Annotated in this window: 17 protein-coding genes and 1 pseudogene; 5 read left to right on the top strand and 13 right to left on the bottom strand. The window is 44.2% G+C overall.

Annotated elements, in window-relative coordinates:
• Positions 1-14 precede the first annotated feature (14 nt).
• Positions 15-2,789, bottom strand: a complete 2,775-nt coding sequence (locus tag FX988_RS18280) for an SLBB domain-containing protein (RefSeq protein WP_160181520.1) — start codon at positions 2,787-2,789, stop codon at positions 15-17.
• 590 nt (positions 2,790-3,379) lie between these two features.
• Between FX988_RS18280 and FX988_RS18275 the strand changes: the two genes are divergently transcribed.
• The 3 genes from FX988_RS18275 to galE all read left to right on the top strand — a co-directional run bounded on the left by FX988_RS18275 (position 3,380) and on the right by galE (position 6,337).
• Entirely contained in the window at positions 3,380-4,867 is a 1,488-nt protein-coding gene (locus FX988_RS18275) for a peptide MFS transporter (RefSeq protein ID WP_160181519.1), read from the top strand.
• Positions 4,868-5,004: 137 nt separating this feature from the next.
• Positions 5,005-5,304 (top strand): DUF6170 family protein, encoded by a 300-nt coding sequence (locus tag FX988_RS18270; RefSeq protein ID WP_160181518.1) that lies wholly within the window; start codon positions 5,005-5,007, stop codon positions 5,302-5,304.
• Positions 5,305-5,308: 4 nt separating this feature from the next.
• On the top strand, positions 5,309-6,337 hold the full coding sequence (gene galE, locus FX988_RS18265) for a UDP-glucose 4-epimerase GalE (protein ID WP_160181517.1): 1,029 nt from the start codon (positions 5,309-5,311) through the stop codon (positions 6,335-6,337).
• A 340-nt stretch (positions 6,338-6,677) separates the two neighbouring features.
• Here galE and FX988_RS18260 read toward each other — a convergent pair.
• The 10 genes and pseudogenes from FX988_RS18260 to ccmA all read right to left on the bottom strand — a co-directional run bounded on the left by FX988_RS18260 (position 6,678) and on the right by ccmA (position 14,603).
• Positions 6,678-7,445: pseudogene (locus FX988_RS18260) on the bottom strand (VacJ family lipoprotein).
• Complete coding sequence (ccmI, locus tag FX988_RS18255) at positions 7,442-8,716, bottom strand: c-type cytochrome biogenesis protein CcmI (RefSeq protein ID WP_160181516.1); 1,275 nt, start codon at positions 8,714-8,716, stop codon at positions 7,442-7,444. Before ccmI ends, FX988_RS18260 begins: the two are co-directional and overlap by 4 nt.
• Entirely contained in the window at positions 8,713-9,162 is a 450-nt protein-coding gene (locus FX988_RS18250; protein WP_160181515.1) for a cytochrome c-type biogenesis protein CcmH, read from the bottom strand. The genes ccmI and FX988_RS18250 overlap by 4 nt, the downstream gene beginning before the upstream one ends.
• Positions 9,159-9,731 (bottom strand): redoxin family protein, encoded by a 573-nt coding sequence (locus FX988_RS18245; RefSeq protein WP_160181514.1) that lies wholly within the window; start codon positions 9,729-9,731, stop codon positions 9,159-9,161. The genes FX988_RS18250 and FX988_RS18245 overlap by 4 nt, the downstream gene beginning before the upstream one ends.
• Positions 9,731-11,761 (bottom strand): heme lyase CcmF/NrfE family subunit, encoded by a 2,031-nt coding sequence (locus tag FX988_RS18240; RefSeq protein WP_160181513.1) that lies wholly within the window; start codon positions 11,759-11,761, stop codon positions 9,731-9,733. Before FX988_RS18240 ends, FX988_RS18245 begins: the two co-directional genes overlap by 1 nt.
• Position 11,762: 1 nt before the next feature.
• The gene (gene ccmE, locus FX988_RS18235; protein WP_160181512.1) at positions 11,763-12,257 is read right to left on the bottom strand and encodes a cytochrome c maturation protein CcmE; all 495 of its coding nucleotides are present in this window, start codon (positions 12,255-12,257) and stop codon (positions 11,763-11,765) included.
• Positions 12,254-12,517 carry a heme exporter protein CcmD gene (gene ccmD / locus FX988_RS18230; protein WP_160181511.1) on the bottom strand — a complete coding sequence of 88 codons (264 nt, stop codon included), beginning with the start codon at positions 12,515-12,517 and terminating at the stop codon, positions 12,254-12,256. The genes ccmE and ccmD overlap by 4 nt, the downstream gene beginning before the upstream one ends.
• 3 nt (positions 12,518-12,520) lie before the next feature.
• Positions 12,521-13,267, bottom strand: a complete 747-nt coding sequence (locus tag FX988_RS18225) for a heme ABC transporter permease (RefSeq protein ID WP_160181510.1) — start codon at positions 13,265-13,267, stop codon at positions 12,521-12,523.
• Positions 13,267-13,935 (bottom strand): heme exporter protein CcmB, encoded by a 669-nt coding sequence (ccmB, locus tag FX988_RS18220; protein ID WP_160181509.1) that lies wholly within the window; start codon positions 13,933-13,935, stop codon positions 13,267-13,269. Before ccmB ends, FX988_RS18225 begins: the two co-directional genes overlap by 1 nt.
• The gene (gene ccmA / locus FX988_RS18215) at positions 13,932-14,603 is read right to left on the bottom strand and encodes a cytochrome c biogenesis heme-transporting ATPase CcmA (RefSeq protein WP_412761913.1); all 672 of its coding nucleotides are present in this window, start codon (positions 14,601-14,603) and stop codon (positions 13,932-13,934) included. Before ccmA ends, ccmB begins: the two co-directional genes overlap by 4 nt.
• Positions 14,604-14,859: 256 nt before the next feature.
• Here ccmA and FX988_RS18210 point away from each other — a divergent pair, with 256 nt between their 5' ends.
• Both FX988_RS18210 and FX988_RS18205 read left to right on the top strand, forming a co-directional pair.
• On the top strand, positions 14,860-17,727 hold the full coding sequence (locus FX988_RS18210) for a flagellar hook-length control protein FliK (RefSeq protein ID WP_160181507.1): 2,868 nt from the start codon (positions 14,860-14,862) through the stop codon (positions 17,725-17,727).
• Between the two features lie 33 nt (positions 17,728-17,760).
• Positions 17,761-18,090 carry an EscU/YscU/HrcU family type III secretion system export apparatus switch protein gene (locus tag FX988_RS18205; RefSeq protein ID WP_160181506.1) on the top strand — a complete coding sequence of 110 codons (330 nt, stop codon included), beginning with the start codon at positions 17,761-17,763 and terminating at the stop codon, positions 18,088-18,090.
• Positions 18,091-18,166: 76 nt separating this feature from the next.
• Here FX988_RS18205 and FX988_RS18200 read toward each other — a convergent pair whose 3' ends face one another.
• Together FX988_RS18200 and FX988_RS18195 are read right to left on the bottom strand one after the other, a co-directional pair.
• Positions 18,167-19,042 (bottom strand): JmjC domain-containing protein, encoded by an 876-nt coding sequence (locus tag FX988_RS18200; RefSeq protein ID WP_160181505.1) that lies wholly within the window; start codon positions 19,040-19,042, stop codon positions 18,167-18,169.
• A 349-nt stretch (positions 19,043-19,391) separates the two neighbouring features.
• On the bottom strand, positions 19,392-20,213 hold the full coding sequence (locus FX988_RS18195) for a hypothetical protein (RefSeq protein ID WP_013753123.1): 822 nt from the start codon (positions 20,211-20,213) through the stop codon (positions 19,392-19,394).
• Between the last annotated feature and the right edge of the window lie 64 nt (positions 20,214-20,277).

The raw sequence follows: 20,277 nt of genomic DNA, 5'->3' as shown, positions 1-20,277 counted from the left end.
TCTATCTTAACAAGTTACAGATTGCCAATGGCTATCAAGGCAATGGCTGACTGATAGGCTATTTGGGTTATGGTTTGCCATAGGCCTAAACGCTCATAGTTAGTTACATCACGTGGTACCACTATGGTGTCGCCTGGCTCTAACACGGTCTCGTTTGAGCTAAACCAGAACGAGGTTTCAGGAATAGTCACTGAGCCATCAGCTTTAACAATGTACACATCGCCCATGTCTGCGCGGTCGGTTTCACCACCTGAATTAGCTATATACTGCTCCAGGGTTTTACCGTACTTAAACATATGGGTTGACGGTACAAACACTTCACCGACGACAGAAACAGAAGAAGAAATATTAGGCACAAATAGTTTGTCACCGTCTTTAAGTGATAAATCAGCTGTGGGGTTACCTGCTATGATTTGCGGCATATCAATTACTAATCGGCCTACTGGCTCAACCTGCAGCAATTCATCCAAAATTAACTTGGCTTCTTGATAATCAATAGTTTTAACATTTTGACTACCAGATAAATTTGTTGAAGCAATTTGCTGACGTAAGTTCTCTACTGACTTGTCAAGATTTTCACGTTCACGCTCTTTTAGCTCTTCGCGAGTAAATACTACTGCTTTTACAGTTGCTTCTTCAGTGAAGCCACCTGCACGCTCAATTAACTGGGCAAGGGTTTCACCTTTTTTGATTTGATAAACCCCAGGGAATACCACTTCGCCAACCAGCTCGACTTTTTTGTTTTCATGCCAATCTGGGGTGCGTAACACATTGAGGGTATCTTTACTTTGCAGGGCAATGTTGCTGTTACCCAGCATTGAATCTATTAAATCAATCTGAATGTGCTCTATGCGCAAGGCATTGCTGCTGTCTAAGCTAGTACGTGATATTTCGGCTTTTTGTAAATAAGCCGATTCTAACAAGCCACCACCCGCTAAAATTAGGTCACGTACATTCGCGTTCTTCTGTACTGGGTACACACCGGGGAACTTCACTTGCCCCGTTATTTCAACCAATTTCATGGGTGAACTCTGGCTACTTTCGTTTTGTAGGCGCTCAACAATCGGGGCCAATAATTCTTCCCGAGAAAGGTATTTTGTTTTCTCTAAAATCAAATACTTTTCGGTGAAGCTGGCTAAATCTAACGCTTGTAAGAAGTTAGCTTTGTTATCTTCTTTGTTCTCGTCATCCTTGGTGCCTTTGTTATTTCGTGTGTTGTTGCCAGCACTTTGGTCTCGCAATGTGTTTTCAAATTGCGGGTTCTGCGTATTACTTGTTGCTTGGCCGTTAGCGCCACTCTGCATGGGTATATTGTTTACGTATTTTGTATCTTGCTTTTGTTGTCTAGTCGTACGGTTAGCGTCGCTACTTGTGTTTTCAACCTGTTTATCTTTTTCGATGTCTTCAGGGTCTACAGGCGTAAAGCGATTAAAAAACACGACTTTGTCGAATGCATTCAATTCAATATCAGTTTCACCAGAAAGTACTTTAGCTGGCTCAAATTGAATAATGTCACTTTGGCGTGCAAATTTAGCACCGCGCATGATCAAGGCATAGTCAACGTCTGTGGTGCCCATCAAGCTATTGCGATTAACCAAATCAGATAACATCAACCCTTGTCGCCATTGGGTCAAACCTGGGGTGGCATAAGCCCCCATCACTACAACCGCATTGTTAAATTCGTTGCCTGCAGCCGGTACATTGATAAAGTCACCTGCTGCAAGTTTTAATGAGCGCCCTGTTCTGTCTTGCATGTTAACCGTTTTGACTTCAAAACCATCACTGGCAGTACTTCTAGCAACCTGCAGGCTCTTAGATGCAGCAGTAGGTAATAAGCCCCCAGCAATATTTAACATGCTTGCCATGGTGTCGTTGTCTTTGGCTTCATAAATAGCCGGGCGGCGAACTTCACCATCAACGCTCACCAACTTTTTCACGATAGGGATAAATATTACGTCGCCTTGCTGCAAACGCATGTCTTTACTTGTATCACCAAACACCAACAAGTCGTATAAGTCGAACTCGGTGACGGTTTTACCTGCTCGCTTTAACTCAATGTGGCGTAATGAGCCCACATCGTTAATACCGCCGCTTGAAAACAACGCATTGGTAATAGTTGATAACGCGCTAACCGTATACGCGCCTGGTTGATACGCCTCACCGACCATATAAACCTGGATCGTGCGTAGTTCGCCCATACTGATGTTTGGCGTCACACCAATAACCTGCTCACTGTAACGCTGGGTTAATTGCTGTTTAAATTCGTTGTAGCTTAACCCTGCTGCATTCATCGGGCCTAAATCTGGCACTTCGATAACGCCTTCATTGTTGACTTGCAATGAATGTTGCTCACTCACTTTGCCGAATAATTGCACGCGAATAGTGTCGCCCGGGCCTAAGATATAATCAGCTGGCACTGGTAAGTTAGTAGGCGGGGCAAAAGAGGCTGTTGCCGTTGATGAATCAAACAAATCGTAGCCGAAAGGCTTTAATTCTTTGGTTTTGTTTTTATTGGCGCTTTGCTCGGCAAGACGAGCAGCAATCTCGTTGTCGTCCACGTAGCGGTTAACTTGGCTTTCAGGCTGAACCTCTATGCCATTGTTATTACCCCCTGAGAGGTTTAGGTCAGATAAGTCAATTCCCATTTGACGCGCAAGCGCTTCTTGCTGTGCTTTTGGCATGCTTTTAAATTGCTCGATCTGCTGGGCAGACGGAGTAACAGCGTTTACTGGCGCCATAAACATAATCGCGAGCAATGCGATTATCTGAAAATTAAACGTTCTTAACATACTGCTATCCCTGTGGGTCTCAGAAGGTTGAAATCTGTACAATTGTGCCAAATAAATGGGGCAGCATGATATATGATTTGCGTAACGAGGGAAATGGTTAATTTAGACCATAGTGTTAGTGAGAATTAACCTACAGCTGTTCGTCTTTGCTGTACGAAGATGGTCAATATCAAAGTATTTTTATCAGGTACCTTTCTTTAAGCCTAGGGGGCTAGGGCAACGCGTCGTGTCAAAATTCGAATTTTTTTAAGCGAGGCCTCTCTAGCGACAAGGGAAAATGAAATGCACTGCCTTAAATGCTTTTGATATTCGGCCACTGCCCCTGCAAACATCTACCTCAGCTAGTTGGCTCTTAAACTGCAAAAAGCACGGCAACGATATATAGCTCCCTACAGTGAACGAATAAATACAATCACATTGCACAGCCTTTCTTGTCTTCATCCCTTAGCTCTAGTATAAACGTGGCTGAAAATCGTTAACTACCGTTAGAGTAGTCGGCAAAAACAATAATCAAAAACCAAACAGTTCAGCTTCTTTCATTCCTGTTCCTTTTCTACGGAAAGACGCTAACTCGGTTTACGGCAGGTAATATGACAACCAAAATAAAAGATTTCTTAGGCCAACCAGGGGGCCTCTCAACCCTATTTTTTACCGAAATGTGGGAGCGCATGAGTTACTACGGCATGCGTGCCTTATTAGTCCTTTTTATGACCGCAAGCATTCAAGAAGGTGGCTTGGTCATTACGGTAGCATCTGCTACCGCAATATACGGTTTGTACACAGGTGCAGTTTATTTTATGGGGTTACCCGGCGGCTGGATAGCTGACCGACTCATTGGCGGTCAACGTGCGGTTTGGTACGGCGGCGTGATCATCATGTGTGGCCACATTGTGTTGGCTATTCCTAACAATTCTACTTTTTTCGTTGGTTTGGTACTGGTCGTTTTAGGTACAGGCCTTTTGAAGCCAAATATTGGTGCTATGGTCGGCCAGCTCTACGCTGACGACGATGATCGCCGTGATAGTGGGTACACACTTTATTATTTAGGCATCAACCTTGGTTCAATCATTGGTTACATTGTTTGTGGTTATCTGCAAGTGGAAATGGGCTGGCACTGGGCATTTGGTGCTGCGGCAATTGGTATGGGGATTGGATTAATTCAATATCGCATGACCATTTACAAATTGGATGGTGCAGGCGCGCAACCTATGGTTGCTATGTCTGAAACGGCGACAAAACGCGCTTGGCAAATCATTGCGGCTGCCATGATCGCGCTAGCGGTTGTAACGTATTTGATGATCAGCGGCCAACTCAGCTTTGACCCTGTCACCATGGCGCAATATGTTGCCATTGCGATTACCGTTGTGTTCTTAGCGTATTATGCAGGTGTGTTTTTCTTCGGTAATTTAGACGGCAATGAAAAACGCAGTTTAGGGGCGTTATTTTTGGTTTGTTTAGCCTCTATCTTCTTCTGGACAGGCTTTGAACAAGCGGGCTCTTCGCTTAACCTGTTCGGCCGAGATTATACTGAGCGTATGCTGGGCGATTTTGAAATCCCCACAGCATGGTTTCAGTCAGCCAACTCGTTCTTTATTATCATTTTGTCACCGTTTTTCGCCGCTTTATGGATCAACCTAGCGAAACGTATGTTAACGCCTTCATATGGCCTGAAATGCGCGGTTGGCCTTATCATTATGGCAACAGGTTTCTTGGTAATGTTCTTTGCTGCCCAGGCCGCTGCTACAGGTTTACGTGTTGCACCTTATTGGTTAGTCGCTACTTACTTCCTGCATACAGTCGGTGAGTTATGCTTAAGCCCAGTGGCATTAGCTGCCGTGAGCAAACTTTCGCCTAAGCGTTTTGCTGGTCAGATGATGGGCGTATTTGTTTTGACTTATTCTATTGGTAACGTAATCGCTGGCTTACTAGCTGGTAACTTTGATCCAAATAAGGTCGAAGATATGCCCAACTTGTATCTACAAATTAGCCTGTTTACCATTGCTATTGGTATCGTTATTTTCTTACTTAGCTTTAAAACCAAAGCTTGGGAAAAGCTTGCTGAACACAAACGGGCCTAATTGGCACGGAGCGGGTCACCCGACCAGCTGTTGAACAGCGGTTCGCCAGTGGCGAAACAATTAATAATATAATACTATAAATAGCGCCTTCCTGTAGTCATGCAGTTAGGCGTTTCTTTTAGATAAGCAAGAGTAAAATGAATATCTATTTTTCATCTAGAGACATTCCAAATATTGCACATTTGCCGCTCACTGAACGGTTAGCAGCCATTCAAAACGCGCAAAACAAACTGACAGGGCCTGAAAAGCTCTTGCTCAACGTTTTGAAGTTAGCGGTACTCTTGCCCATCTTTATTCTAATATTTAGAAGCACCGAGAGCTGGTATTCGTTGCTTTGGGCGGCGTTGGTTGCCGCCTTATACCCCCTTGTGCTCAGGCCAATACAATATAGCTTGTGCGCTAAATATATTCCCCCAATTGACCACCAAGGAGAGTAACCCGATGCAAACAATTTTAGTCACAGGCGGCGCTGGCTACATTGGCAGCCACACTGTCTTACAGTTATTGGAAAATAACAATAAGGTGGTTGTGCTAGACAACCTATGCAATTCATCGAAAGAAGCCTTAGCCCGTGTTGAGGAATTAACCGGGAAGCAAGTGACGTTTGTCGAGGGTGATATTCGCGACGCAGCCACGCTAGACGCTCTATTCACTGCGCACAGTGTTGATTCTGTTATTCACTTTGCAGGCCTTAAGGCAGTAGGCGAATCAGTAGAAAAACCGCTGATGTACTATAACAACAATGTGTATGGCACCTTGGTTTTATGCGAATCAATGGCCAAGCACAATGTCAAAAGCTTAGTGTTTAGCTCATCGGCTACCGTTTATGGCGACCCAGTTGAATTACCGCTGCATGAAGGCTTACCTACAGGACAGCCCACAAACCCATACGGTCAATCAAAGTTAATGGTGGAGTTAGTACTTCGCGATCTGTATAAGTCAGATAACACTTGGAATATTGCTGTGCTGCGCTATTTCAACCCTGCAGGTGCCCATCCATCAGGGCGTATCGGCGAAGATCCTAACGGTATCCCTAACAACTTAATGCCCTTTATTACCCAAGTGGCCACAGGTAAGCGTGAATATTTGTCTGTGTTTGGTAATGACTACGATACGCCAGATGGCACCGGCGTGCGTGATTACATTCACGTTGAAGATTTAGCCGCTGGTCATCTTAAAGCGCTTAACAAGTTACAAGGTGATGTTGGCCTTGTAACCTACAACCTAGGCACCGGCCAAGGATACAGCGTAATCGATATGGTAAAAGAGTTTGAAAAACAAAGCGGCCAAACCATTGCTTACAAGTTTGTTCCTCGTCGCGAAGGTGACGTGGCGGCTTGTTACGCCGATCCGAAACTGGCCAGCGAAGCATTAGGCTGGAAAGCTGAAAAAGGCTTGGCTGACATGTGCCGAGACTCTTGGAACTGGCAATCGAATAATCCTAACGGGTATAATACCAATCCGCATTAATAAGTGACCGCCTCAGAATGCGTCCAGCGGTTTTTAATTAAGGCGTCGCTATCGATAGTAATGGTTGTTCCCTTTCAACTAGTGAGAACGCAGAGCAAAAGCCGCTGGGGCATTCCTTGCAGGCGAGTTTTAAAAGGGCTTACACTGCGTTGCATGACTTCGAAAGAGAACAACTATTCATTCAGTCATGCGCCTTGTTTAAGCCCTTTTAAACTCTCGCTGAGTCATCACTTACTAACGTGGAATGGTATAAGTAGCATTCCCCAAAACCAATAACCCAATAAAAACTAAAAAGCCCGACTAACCAAAGTTAATCGGGCTTTTTATTTCGTCTTAATCGCTACTCTAGGCTATCTAAATAAGCATCAATGTCGTCTTCTAGTGCTTCTTCTTCTTGGGTTTTCTCAACCTTGCCGTCTTTCACCTTAAACTCTAGGTTCTGAAAATAAGCGTTCTTAACAAAGCTGTAAGGATCAGCAGATTGATTAAGTTGTTGCTCCTGCGACATCAAAGCTGCGCGGCTTTCAAGTACTTTTATCCCTGTACGAAAGGCAGCAAAATAAAAATTCAGCGCGTCTAACGGTGTATACGATGTATCAACTACATCACCTAAACCACTTCGAATATCGTTCGGGCCTAAAGCCGGTAACATTAAATATGGCCCAGTACCTACGCCCCATTTACCGAGCGTTTCACCAAATTCTTCTTCTTTGCGTATTAAGCCTAACTCACTGGCCACATCAATCGTGCCCAATAATCCAACGGTCGAGTTTAGTAAAAAACGACCAAGGCTGATTAGCATGCCGTCTAATTTACCCTGCAGTAAGTTATTCAGTGAGTTTGAAGGCTCTTCAAGGTTTAATGCCGCGTTATATAAACCTGTTCGGGCAAACTGCGGTGTGTAATCAACATAAACTACAGTGACCGGGCGTAGTACGTAATTGTCGAGAATATCATAGTTAAAATCCCAGAATGTGCGGTTAACCGATTCAAACGGATCTTTTGGATCATTGTATTCTCGTGCTTATTCATCTGCATTATGGCTTGATGCGCAGCCACCTAACGCCAGCAATACAAAAAATAGCGCACCTATTTTTAGCTTATTCACGGTAGTTCCTTATCTATTAATATCGTGTATTTCTCATTCTTCGATTTATTCAGTGTTATTTCTAACGTTCCTTGTAAGTCACCGCTTGATTGCATGACATTTCCGCTGCTAGAGATTTTAGCGACCAAACGCACTTGTGATAATTGCGATAATTTTAACGTAGGCATTACTGAATTGCGGTCTGACAACGCAACGCTCACAGGCAAATCGCCCAGGGGCATTTTGACCACGGCAGCTGGCATTCTACTTTCACCACTGGCATCTTGAGCGAACACAAATAAATAACCGTCGCTAGGTAGTTTATCAACCAGTGCTTCAGCCATTGTTACTTTTACAGATACTTGCACCGCGTCTTCATTTAATTCACTTTGTGCACCTGAATCAATCGCGCCGTTTGGCATGCTGGCAACCCCTTTAGGTTGCTCGCCGCGTAATTCAGCAATTTGTGCTTCAATCGACTGATAAATAGGAGCGTCTTTTGGCACAAACGATTTCAATCGTTGCCATGTGTTAATTGCCAGTTCTGTATCACCTTGCTGAGTTGCGGCCATCGCTAGCATCCCCAGCGCTCCCGTGTTCTTGGGATCAAGCTCTAATATGCGATTAAGGTAGACCTTCGCTTGAGCGAGATAGCTTTCTTGGTTCACCATCAATAAGACCTGGCTGTAACTAGCGAGTGTTTCAATATTATCTGGTTCAATAGCAAGCGAACGTTCAAACGAATCCATGGCGCTTTCAATATGATTTATTGCAACATATACGCGCCCGAGAAGCGTCCAGCCGATGGCATCGTCATCAGCGCCGATCAGCTTTGTTCTAAGACCCAGGGCAAATTGCTCTAAATCCTTCTCGGTAACAGAGGCATCACCTTGGGTGACAATGCGCTCGGCTAATTCGGGTAACTTTGCTTTTGATTCTTGCCAATTTTTAAGCGCACTGACATTGTTAACGTGCCAATACAAAACCGCGACCCCAACAATACTCAGTAACCCAGCAATAAGTAAGACGCCGCGAGCAGACGTTATTTTAGGTTGCGCTTGTTCTTGCTCATCAAGTAACGCAATTTTAAGATCTTTCTCTGTTTCAAGCCGGTCTTGGTGACTAAGTAACCCTTCTCGCTCTTCGCGTTCAAGCTCATTAAGACGTTGGCGAATAAGTCGTGTGTTGGTGAGTGTATCTTGACGCTTACGCCCTTCAAATATCCAGGGGTATGCAACAATACCCATCGCCAAAGCAAAAAGAGCGATACCCGCAATCCAAAATACGCTCATTTGTCTTCCTCCAACAGCTTATCTGCCGCTTCAAGCTTTGCGTTATCTTGCGTCACTGGCTTTTGCTGACGACTTCTGATCACCAGCACAATCCCAATAAATACGAATATGAGTGGCAATAACCATAACCAAATCGTGGTGGCATTCACCGGCGGCTGATAATAAACAAAGTCACCGTAGCGCTGCTTCATGTAATCGATAATTTCCTCACGAGACTGCCCTTCGTTCACGAGCTGGTATACCTTACGTCGTAAATCAGCAGCGATCATGGCATCCGAATCCGCAATGTTTTGGTTCTGGCACATGGGGCAACGAAGTTCTTTGGTTAACTCAAAGAACAATGCACTTTGGGCATCAGTTTCAAACTGATAGGTCTCTTCACTGGCAAATGTGGATGCACTAAACAATGCAAACGATAAAAGAATTAGTGCTTTAAAATGCATCATTCCGCAATTAACTCCTGATACACAGATGCAAACTTGTTCTGCCACACTCTTGGGTTAATATCGCCGATATGGTGTAAACGCACCTTACCTTGCTTATCTATTAAAAAGGTTTCGGGTGCACCTGTTACCCCTAAATCTAACGACAAATCACGCTTCACATCAAAAATATTGTACGCATAAGGATTACCCAACTGTCCGAGCTTTTGCTCTACTTCCTGCTGTACTCGCTCAACCGTCTTGATGCCAAAATCGGGGTCAATATCTTGATCGTAATATAAACCTACTATGTGTTTTCCTTCGTTTTTAAGCTGCTCTAAAAATGGAATTTCCACAGCACATGTAACACACCACACGCCCCATACGTTGAGCAAGGTAACCTTGCCTACGAATACTTCGGTGGTGTACGTTAAATCTGTGTTCATTAAATCGGGCAGCACAAAACTGGGAACCGGCTTATTCAGTAAGGTCGATTCGTGCTCTCTAGGGTCACTAAACAACCCTTGAAAAAGGAATATGGCTAAGCCCACAAACAATATTAAGGGCAATACGAAAAATGAAATCTTTCTCATTATCGAGACTCCACTGCATCTTGAGAAGCTGACGCTTCTACTGAGTTCATTTTTGCTTTGTTTTTCATCGTCTTTTTGCTCGCCATCGCTTGCATGCGGTAGCGCTTATCAGATATCGACAAAATGCCGCCAAAGCCCATGATGAAGGCTCCGGCCCAAATCCAGTTTACAAATGGTTTAACGTAAATACGTAATGCCCAGTCGCCGTCATCCAATTGTTCGCCAAGGGCAACAAACAAATCACGGTGGATATTCGAATCTATCCCAGCTTCGGTCATCACGTTTCGCTGCACGGTATAAATCCGTTTTTCAGCTTCCAAATTCGCGACGATTTCTCCGTCTTGTTTTGCCACTACATGGGCTTGATAACCTGTGTAGTTTGGCCCTTTAACATTGCTTACCCCGTTAAAGGTAAAGTCATAGCCCATCAGTTGCACTGTTTCGCCATAGGCCATGCGTACATGCATTTCTTGGTTGTAGTTACTCACCAAAGTGATACCCATAATACTCACAGCGAAGCCTAAATGGCCGACTACCATGCCCCAGTGACTGGGAGTAAGCTTACGCAGTGCAGAAAAAATCGGTTGCTGAGACAGCTTTTTATCCGCATTAATGCGCTGGTGTATTTCCATGATGGTTGTCACCACAATCCAGAATCCCATCACCATGCCCAGCGCTGCCATATAAGACGTTTGCTCGAAATTTGCTGTGACTAATACGGCCGCTGTTAAACTCAGTCCAAAGGCGAGTAACAATTGCTTATATAGCGCTGACGGTGCTTGGTTTTTCCAACGAGATAAAGGCCCAATGCCCATTAGCAGCACAAAGGGCACAATTAAATAACTAAACATTTGATTGAAAAAGGGAGCACCAATGGAGATAGAGCCCAAGCCAAGCTCTTTGTGCACTAAGGGCAATAGCGTACCCAGTAATACCACAAGACAAGCTGCGCTTAAAAACACATTATTACCTGCTAGCATCACCTCTCGTGAAAATAATTGGTAACGCCCAGCCCCTTTAAGCTGCGGTGCGCGTAATGCAAATAGCAATAAAGAACCACCAATTACGACTACCAATAAGCCCAGAATAAACAACCCGCGACTAGGATCACTGGCAAAGGAATGCACAGATACCAAAATACCTGAGCGCACTAAAAACGTGCCAAGTAAGCTCAGTGAGAATGCTGCGATCGCCAGTAATACTGTCCACGATTTAAATACTTTGCGTTTTTCGGTCACCGCTAAGCTATGCATCAATGCAGTGCCAACCAACCAAGGCATAAACGAGGCATTCTCAACAGGATCCCAGAACCACCATCCGCCCCAACCAAGTTCGTAATACGCCCACCAACTGCCTAATGCGATCCCTACAGTTAAAAACGACCACGCAGCAATCGTCCATGGGCGAGACCAACGCGCCCAGGTGGAGTCAAGCTGTCCAGAAATCAACGCAGCCAATGCAAAGGCAAACGCGACGGAGAAACCTACATAGCCCATATACAGCATAGGCGGGTGAATGATCATGCCAAAGTCTTGCAACAGCGGGTTTAAATCACGCCCGTCAACGGGGTAAAACGGCAGCAATACATCAAATGGATTCGAGGTAAGCAGCATAAACAAGTAAAAGCCGATGGCGACCATACCTAGAATCGACAACACTCGGGCGACCATTTTCAGTTCTATTGCTTTACTGAACAAAGCAACCGCCACCGTCCAAATAGAAAAGATCATTACCCAGAGTAAAAACGAGCCTTCATGGCCGCCCCATACCGCTGTGTACTTATAAACAAGCGGCAAGGTACTGTTAGACGTGCTCGCCACATACGCTAGGCTAAAGTCATCATGTACAAATGCCCAAGTTAAACAGATATAAGCAAACAACGTAAACACGAACATACCAATGGCGAGAGGTTTAGCCATTTGCATCAGCTTCAAATGGTTATTGTGTGCGCCCCACAGGGGGTAAACCGCCAACAAAATAGCCATTAGCAATGCTAAAACAAGAGAGATATTTCCTAACTCAGCAACCATATTAACCGCCCACTTTTGACGTTGAGTATGCTTGCTCAGGCTTTACGTGCTTGATGCCTTTCATTTTTTCAGCCAACTCTGGCGGCATGTATTCTTCATCGTGTTTTGCCAGTACCTCGTGCGCTTCAATATGATTTTCAGCCGTCAATACGCCTGTGGCTACAATGCCCTGCCCTTCACGAAATAAGTCAGGCAGTAGCCCTTGATAACTGACGGTCACCAGGGGCCCCGTATCCACCAAATCAAAACTGACAGCTAAGCTGTCATTGTCACGCTTTACAGAGCCGGGTACCACCATGCCACCGATACGCAAGCGTTGGCCCACCTGCGGAATTTCTTTTACTTGGCCTATTTGTTTGCCATCAATCACTTCTGAAGGCGTGTAAAACAGATCAATATTTTGACTCAACGCATATAGCATTAAACCGATTGCCGCACCGATAACCAATACGATAGTAGAAATCACTAGCAGGCGTTTTTGACGTCTAGGATTCATTGTTTCACTTCCTCTTTTCGTGGCGACGCTTGTGTCTCAGAATAACTCGAGTTTACTTGATTGGTTGCTGACGCTTTTGCAGCTTTAATACGTACTTTTCGTGCTTGCTCTTTTTCGACGGCGCTAAACAACACTTTTTTCTGACGCAGCGTATCGAACGCAAGTACGCCTAGCGCTAATAAGCTCACCCCAAACGACAACCACACGTAAAACCCGTAACCACCCATATCTAAAAATGCACTGAAACTTTCAAACTGCATATTTTAATTCCCCTTTGTTTCGGCGACTAACGCTTGAACCCAAGGTCGATGTAACTCGCGGCGCAAAATTTCGTTCTGTAAGCGTCGAATGAATATCGCCCCCATGACCAGTGCCAAACCCAGAATGCTGATCAGTAACGGCCAAAGCATGTCAGGGGCAACTGAGGGCTTATCAAATTTGGTAATGCTTGCCCCTTGGTGCAGGGTATTCCACCATTCCACAGAAAAATGGATGATAGGCAAGTTCACCACACCGACAATTGCCATCACACCAGCGGCTTTTCCCGCTTGTTGCTTATCTTCAAATGAGGCATACAAGGAAATAACTCCTAAGTACAAAAACAATAAAATAAGTTCAGATGTTAATCGTGCATCCCACACCCACCAAGTACCCCACATAGGTTTGCCCCAGGCAGCACCGGTAAATAACGCAATAAAAGTAACAACCGCACCTATGGGCGCTAACGCAATCATGGCCATAAAAGCAGTTCTTACTTGCCACACTAACCCGATAAACGCTGCAATTGCCATGGCACTGTATGCCCCCATCGATAAGATGGCGCTGGGAACATGAATGTAGATAATGCGAAACGAATCCCCTTGTTGATAATCAGACGGGGCAAACAACAAGCCCCAAACCATACCCAAGGAAAATGAGATTAAGGCCGATACTACAAACCAAGGAAGTAAACGCTCACAAAGCTGGTAAGCGTTTTGCGTTTTCGCGTAAGGATGTAACCATTTCCACATTAGTTCTGACTCACTCGTAATGCGTAAGCGATGGCAAAAGGCGCCACCGCTAAAGAGATTAATAACATCGCACCAATAATGGCTAATTGTGCGCTGTAGGGTAATTGTAACGATGCCGCTTCAACAGCGGCCGTGGCAAAAATGAGCAAAGGAATAAACACAGGCAACAAAAGTAGTGCAAGTAACACCCCCCCTCGGTTCAAACCAAGCGTTAAGCCAACGGCAATCGCCCCCACTATACTTAATAGAGGAGTGCCCAATAAAAGTGTGCTCAATAGTGCCCAATACATGGGTTCGGTTAAATTCAGAAAAAGTGCTAGCAGCGGGGACAGCAACAATAAAGGCACTATACTCGTCAACCAGTGGGCCAACACCTTTACCAACACAACTAGCGGAAGAGGCGTAGCTGACAGCATTATCTGCTCCAAAGAGCCATCGTTGTAGTCGTCTTTAAACAAGCGCTCCATGCCGAGTAAAGATGATAAAATAGCCGCTACCCAAATCACACCAGGACCGACTTTTTGCAAAGTGTCTGGATTTGGCCCAATTGCTAATGGAAATAAACTGATCACCAAAATAAAAAACATCATTGGTTGCATCAGCTCTGAGCGTTGACGATAAGCCAAAGCCAAATCCCGTTTGAAAACCGCTTTTAAAGCCATGCTCATATGCGATACTCCAACTGCAGCTCTTGGGTCGGATAATCTACGTCCAGTGCCTGATGTGATGTCATCACCACACAACCACCTTGCTGCAAATGGGCAACAATTCGGTTGTTAAGCAATGCTATTCCTTGTACGTCCAATGCGGTAAAGGGTTCATCTAAAATCCACACGCTCGCTGAGGTTTGTAACCAAAATCGAGCAAGGGCAACCCGTCTTTGTTGGCCAGCTGAAAGATGACTTACGGTTACGTCTTCAAGGCCAACCAACCCGAGCAAACCTAAAACCTCATAAATTTCTGCATCAGTATGCTGGACGCCGTGCTGAGCACACCAATAACGCAAATTTTCTAAGGCGTTAAGGCTGCGATTCACACCTAGTGCATGACCAAAATAAAGCAATTGTTGGTGATATTGCTCTCGGCAATTTACTATATTTTGCTCTTCAAACAATACGGCTCCCTCATCAGGACTGACGAGCCCTGTGAGCACTCTGAGTAAACTTGTTTTACCTGCACCATTTGGGCCTTTTACATACATCAACTCACCTGCCGCCACAGAGAAACTGATCTCATTAAATAGCAGTCTATCGCGCTTGGAAACGGATAATTGATGGGCACAAAGTAACGGCAAAATGCTCTCTGAGTTGACAAAAAAACGCGGCGATAATATCACAGCACGGCAATCTGGAATACTCAGAAAAACAAATAAGTCGTATCAATTCATGTACTAAAGATGCATTTACCTAGGCCTAAAGAATGACGTGAATAAAATTATTATCTAACTTGATTCAATTAAGCTAAACGCCTTGATATTTTCCACGGTTACGCATGGTGGCAGTCAGTTATTCAGGCCTGAATGATTTCCGTCTTAGCTTACTTGCATGCTACATTTAAATTAATATTATTCGCTCGTGGCCGATAACAAAGATATGTCTGACAGCCCTGCTATACCCTCAAAACAATCTGCCCACGTTGCGCCACAAGTGCAGCAAACTGATGCAGTTAAAAATGCTAAGCAATCGGCGCCCGATGTGATAATTAAGCAGGTTTCTCCGACGCAGGTCATTGTTCACAGTCCAAATCAAGGGCAATCGGTTACCCTAGCATCGCCAGACATTAACGGACAAATAGACCCTAAACAGCGCTATAACGTCACAGTGACGAGTGGTTCTGGGGGCGCGAGCACGGGTAACGCCAATGCTCGTGCACAGGTAACGTTAAGCGCAGCCCCGAGTGTCACCGCCTCTACCACCGCAGCGACACAATCTGCTCCGACATCAAATTCAACTGCGACTTCGTCTGCCACGAAAGCAAACGCGTCATCGAGTTCAACGCCTGCATCTGGGTCAACGTCGATACAATCTCAGAGCCTAATCCAGAATAGTACAAATAACGCTGCGAATACCGTAAAGACAAATGACCAACTGACGCAAGCAATAACAGCATTGCAATCTCAGTCGCCAACCCCGACGACACAAACTTCAAAATTAAGCCCAACGCAAAGTGCGGCTGAGCCGCGCATAGCGGTCGGGAGTCATGTGCTAGCGTCGAATAGCACGACCAACAACCATTCCCAATTTCAGGCTCATAAATCTCAGATTAATCAAAATCAGTTATCAATCACACCTGTTCTGGAGTTTACTAAGGCTCAACCTGCAAACAACGACATTAGCGAACTCAATCGAACAATAACAAGTCAGCAATTAGATAGGCTTTTGCGCTTACCGCCGAGTCAATTTCAAGCAGCACGTATACCGCCGTCACTCCTAACGACTCAGGCACAGGTTGTCGCTCAGTCGGGCCAAACGCTAACGTTAGATTTTAGCGTTCTAAAAAATCAGCAAAATCTCAGCGTAGCCGTTTCTTCAAGTACCCCCACAAGGTTTAAAAGTCACGATACTGTTACTGTGCAATTAAAGCCTATAGGAGGCCGCTGGCAGGTGTTACTGAGTCATCAGTATATTCACCCTCAAAATATCGTAGGCAAGGCGACAAACGAGCACATTGCCCCTGTTTTAAAACAATTGCTGATAAATGGTGCGTCGAGTTCCTCAGTATCGCTTAACCAGCGCGCCTCAACTCAGACTGCGCTGACTTCGCCTGCTACCAACATAAGGATAGATAGTAAGGTATTAAGTCAGGCGCTTAAAACTGCCCCCGATTTCGACACAGCCACTCGCGCCCCTAGCATTGCGTCAACTCAGCCACATTCGCCACAAAAAGCTTCAAATAATACTGGATTGCTTGAAACCTTACAGAACCTCCCGCCAACTAAAATGTCTTTAACGATCAATAAAGACGGCAGTGCAAACATACAAAATATGGATGCGCTAACAACGTCATTCCCGCCAGTGCAATTAAAAGTAACGCAGCAGAATATCAGTAATGTATTAGCGCTTATTAAAACCTTAAATATTACTGTTGATCCCAAAATGCTAAAAGCATTGATGAGTATGACAAACTCGGCAAACAATGCCTTAGCGAAAGAAAATCACGTGAGTAATCAGGTAATTGATACACCCACACCTAAAGATTTAGTACCGAAAAACGGCGTTTCCGCAGTTGCCACGGTGCGCCAAGGTATAAGTAAAATCATTCATGCGCTTGGTGGTGAGAGAGCTTCAGATGTAAAAAGCACAAATGTAATGGCAAATAGAGGGAGCACACCTGAGGTGTCAGTAAAAGCTGATGGACCGAATTCATCGCTAAATCTATCGTCAAATCAAAACGCTAAGGTGGGTACCTCAGTTGATCAAGCTGACCCTGTAAAGACATCACAGCTAGATAAATTAGATCGTCGAGACACAGTCAATATCGCTGCTCCCGAAATGACAGCAAAAGTAAAATCTCAAGCCATAGAGGTGTTACACACGTTATTGCGGGTTGTACAAGCCAGAGCAGAGCAGCCTAGTGAGTCATTAAACAGATTGGCAAGCGCCCTTAATGATACCCAATTTATTGAAGAGCCAGCCATTAAAAATATTAAAGAGCAAGTGTTAGAGCAAATAAAACAAAACGTACCGCAAGGCAAAGAACAAGACGCCGGCCAAATACGTCAGTTGTTGACCAACCAAGCATTAAGCTTAAGTGCTACCCAAATTATTAGCCCTGTGCCAGGGCAAGGAATGCTAAGCGGTTTAGTAACCTTGATTCAAATATCACTGGCTTCTCGCTTCGCGCGTAATCAACCTCAACAAGGTGAAAAGTTGTCTCAAGGGCTTAATGCTCTGCTAAGCTCCGACCCACTCAGCTCTGCTGGTAAACCACATTCCAGTGCCTCAGTCAGCCCTAAAGGGTTGAATGAATTTGCACAGTTAGAACAAAAGCATCAAATTTTGCGCGAAATCAGTCGTTTTTTTGCGGGGCACCAAAGCAGCAAAATCAGTAACGCTGAACAACTTCTGCAAGGGCAAGACAGCTTCTATTACACCCTGCCCTCCGCTTTTGGCAATAAATTGCAAGACATCGAATTATTGGTTAAACGTGAAAATGACTCGAGAAAGGATGAGCAGAATGAGGGAGGTGCAAGCAACAAAATTTGGCACCTCACTATGAAGCTAACTGCTGGAGAGTTAGGCGAGTTATTGACCAAAGCCAAGTTGCGCCAAGGTACGCTAGAGCTAGACTTTTACACGTCAAATGAGCAAACCAAACATCAAGTGATGAATTACTTACCTCTGTTTAATAAACGATTAACGGCATTAGGTATAGAAATAACAAAAAGCCAATGCCAGTTAGGGAAAATTCCTGACACGCTTCGCCAACGGCCTTATCAGTTATTACAAACCCAAGTATAGCCTTTAGTTTGAAACCATTTTAAAAGGATTAATGTGACAGATAATAACAAAGACGCTCAAAAGGCGAAAAGTGCAGTTGCCTTAAAACATCACGAAGGTGATAAAAAAAATGCCCCGCAAGTGGTTGCGAAAGGCTTTGGTGAATTGGCAGATGAGATTATCGCGCTAGCAAAACAAAGCGGCGTATTGATTCATGAAGACCCCTATTTAAGCGAATTTCTAGCAAGCCTCGACTTAGGCCAAGAAATCCCTGAAGAGCTTTACCATGTTATCGCAGAACTCATCAGCTTTTCATATGTGCTACAAGGAAAATTCCCCGAAAGCTGGGCAAAAGACTATAACAAGGTGTCGAAAAAGGTGTAAATACACTAAGAATTTACTTTTTCTAACATGCTTTACACACAGTTATATGATCTACTAACCTAGCCACTAAACAATTCTATTTAACTTTAAAATTATTTTTAGAAAAGTCGTCTGCTCTACTTTTTATCTGAGTCGCTAGAAAGAGTAATCGCGGGTAACCACACAGCTCTTTTAATAACCGGCCTAACATTCTAGATGTGCCTACATTTTTACTATAAGTGTCTATCAGTTCTTTGCCCTGACCGCCGTAACTAGAAAACTCATCAGGAAAGAAAGCCTTGTTTATCATAGGCATAGAATTTCTTAGTTTAACAATTTCTACTTCTCTACGCCCTAATATACTAGATTCATTCGGTGTTCTTGGGGTCATCACCCAATTTAAATTCAAATTTACCTGAGCAATCGAGTGTACTTCGTGATACCAGTAACGTGGTAAAAATAGTAAATCCCCACTTTCAGTATGAAAATCATAAAAATCATATTTGTCAGGGTCGTAAGTAAAGTCTTTACCAACAGAACCGGCGAACATGAAAGGAATATTAGGCAGAGGTGTATTAGGGGAAGTCAGTATCCAGCGCTTTTTGCCAATGACTTGCTGATTAAGTCCATGCAAACTATTGCCATCGTAGTGAGGTAATGTCACATGCCCCCCTGGTTGCATAAACAAACGCATGGGAGACTTTCGCACAGACATATCTTCTCTAGCTAACAAGGATTTGACTAAATCAGGAATGCGGATCGGTCCATCATCTACTAAATCGGAGTCGAACCACCCTGCTTCTCTTTTATTTTCATCACTGAAATTTTCAACAACATATTCAGGAGTAAGCATTGCAGAATCAAAAGTATTAACGCCGCGGATAACTATCGGTTTCTCGGGGAGCAAATATGAGTTGACGAATTCTTCATAGCTCAAGCCGTCAATATTTCTTTTTTCAATTTCTAATTTCATTACCTAGCACCTTCGACAGGAAAGTCGTGAGCAATTATCTTATTGATAACTTTAACACCTTCCTGATCAAAGTCTATTCACATTAGGTCGTAGATAATATGCGGCTTATTACAAGCTAACGGATAAGAAACTGATTTGGCTTATGGGCTTATGGGCTTATGGGCTTATGGGCTTATGGGCTTCTGGGCTTATGGGCTTATGGGCTTATGGGCTTATGGGCTTATGGGCTTATGGGCTTAACAATCATTACTGAGCAAAGCTGAAGGCATTATAAAATATTTATTTATTTTCCTTTGAACACAAAAAAAGCCGAACATGTCGGCTTTTTTTACATTAAGTTAAGACTAACTTATTTTTTGAATTTTCTGCTGAAGCTAAGACCTAGCAAACCTAAACCTAGGAAAGCTAAACCAGCTGGAGCTGGAACCGGACGACTAGCTAAACCGATAACGATGTTATCGAATTCACCGGCGATACCAGTTGTAGAGATACGTACTCTATCGAACGCGTCAGCGAATGAGAAATCAATGTTTACATAACGGTTAGTAGCAGGGTCTGTTTGGTTACCCGCGTTAGCAGCATTTGTTAATGTTTCACCATCAATCTCAGTAACTAAATCATCACCAGAGAAGAAACTAAATGTGTTGTATTCATCAATAGAACCCCAGTAGAAACCAAGGTAAGTAATACCGAAGTCGCCTTGAGATGCTAAGAATGCAGAGTAATCAATTTCAACCCAAGCTGGAAGATCACCACCGATAGCAGGAGTATGACCGTAACATGTGTTGTCGTTCGCAGGTGCCGCAGCGCCATTGTTTACGTCATCGTTACGTACACCAAAACCGTTTGTGCTTGAGGTAATAACAATGCCACTACCTGTACCATTAACTGCACAACCAGCGCCCGCTGCGCCTGCAGCGTTATATTGTGTATCACCAGGGCCTGCACCGTCAACGGCTGTGGCTACGTCGAACGTTTCAACGAAGAAGCCATTTGCCCCATCGTTCATTGCATGTGATGGGTCTGCCAAGAACTCACTTGTAAGACCTGAGTCATCGCCTGCAGCTACGCCACCAAAACTAATAGATGCAGCGCTTACTTGTGAGCTTGCTACGATTGCAAGTAGCGCAGCTGTAGAAACGAATTTTTTTGAACTAAAAAAGTTTTTCATAATGTATATCCCTCTAAACGAATTAATGTACCAGCGAAATTGATATTGCAAATAATACTGCTCG

This window comes from Paraglaciecola mesophila (assembly GCF_009906955.1).
GTDB classification, from domain to species: domain Bacteria; phylum Pseudomonadota; class Gammaproteobacteria; order Enterobacterales; family Alteromonadaceae; genus Paraglaciecola; species Paraglaciecola mesophila_A.
Note: the sequence above shows the minus strand (reverse complement) of the source record. Positions and strands in the feature narration are given on the sequence as shown.

Bases quoted from the DNA above. Each gene is read 5' to 3' on its own strand.
- FX988_RS18280 (WP_160181520.1), bottom strand. From the start codon at position 2,789: ATGTTAAGAACGTTTAATTTTCAGATAATCGCATTGCTCGCGATTATG.
- FX988_RS18275 (WP_160181519.1), top strand. From the start codon at position 3,380: ATGACAACCAAAATAAAAGATTTCTTAGGCCAACCAGGGGGCCTCTCA.
- FX988_RS18270 (WP_160181518.1), top strand. From the start codon at position 5,005: ATGAATATCTATTTTTCATCTAGAGACATTCCAAATATTGCACATTTG.
- galE (WP_160181517.1), top strand. From the start codon at position 5,309: ATGCAAACAATTTTAGTCACAGGCGGCGCTGGCTACATTGGCAGCCAC.
- ccmI (WP_160181516.1), bottom strand. From the start codon at position 8,716: ATGAGCGTATTTTGGATTGCGGGTATCGCTCTTTTTGCTTTGGCGATG.
- FX988_RS18250 (WP_160181515.1), bottom strand. From the start codon at position 9,162: ATGATGCATTTTAAAGCACTAATTCTTTTATCGTTTGCATTGTTTAGT.
- FX988_RS18245 (WP_160181514.1), bottom strand. From the start codon at position 9,731: ATGAGAAAGATTTCATTTTTCGTATTGCCCTTAATATTGTTTGTGGGC.
- FX988_RS18240 (WP_160181513.1), bottom strand. From the start codon at position 11,761: ATGGTTGCTGAGTTAGGAAATATCTCTCTTGTTTTAGCATTGCTAATG.
- ccmE (WP_160181512.1), bottom strand. From the start codon at position 12,257: ATGAATCCTAGACGTCAAAAACGCCTGCTAGTGATTTCTACTATCGTA.
- ccmD (WP_160181511.1), bottom strand. From the start codon at position 12,517: ATGCAGTTTGAAAGTTTCAGTGCATTTTTAGATATGGGTGGTTACGGG.
- FX988_RS18225 (WP_160181510.1), bottom strand. From the start codon at position 13,267: ATGTGGAAATGGTTACATCCTTACGCGAAAACGCAAAACGCTTACCAG.
- ccmB (WP_160181509.1), bottom strand. From the start codon at position 13,935: ATGAGCATGGCTTTAAAAGCGGTTTTCAAACGGGATTTGGCTTTGGCT.
- FX988_RS18210 (WP_160181507.1), top strand. From the start codon at position 14,860: ATGTCTGACAGCCCTGCTATACCCTCAAAACAATCTGCCCACGTTGCG.
- FX988_RS18200 (WP_160181505.1), bottom strand. From the start codon at position 19,042: ATGAAATTAGAAATTGAAAAAAGAAATATTGACGGCTTGAGCTATGAA.
- FX988_RS18195 (WP_013753123.1), bottom strand. From the start codon at position 20,213: ATGAAAAACTTTTTTAGTTCAAAAAAATTCGTTTCTACAGCTGCGCTA.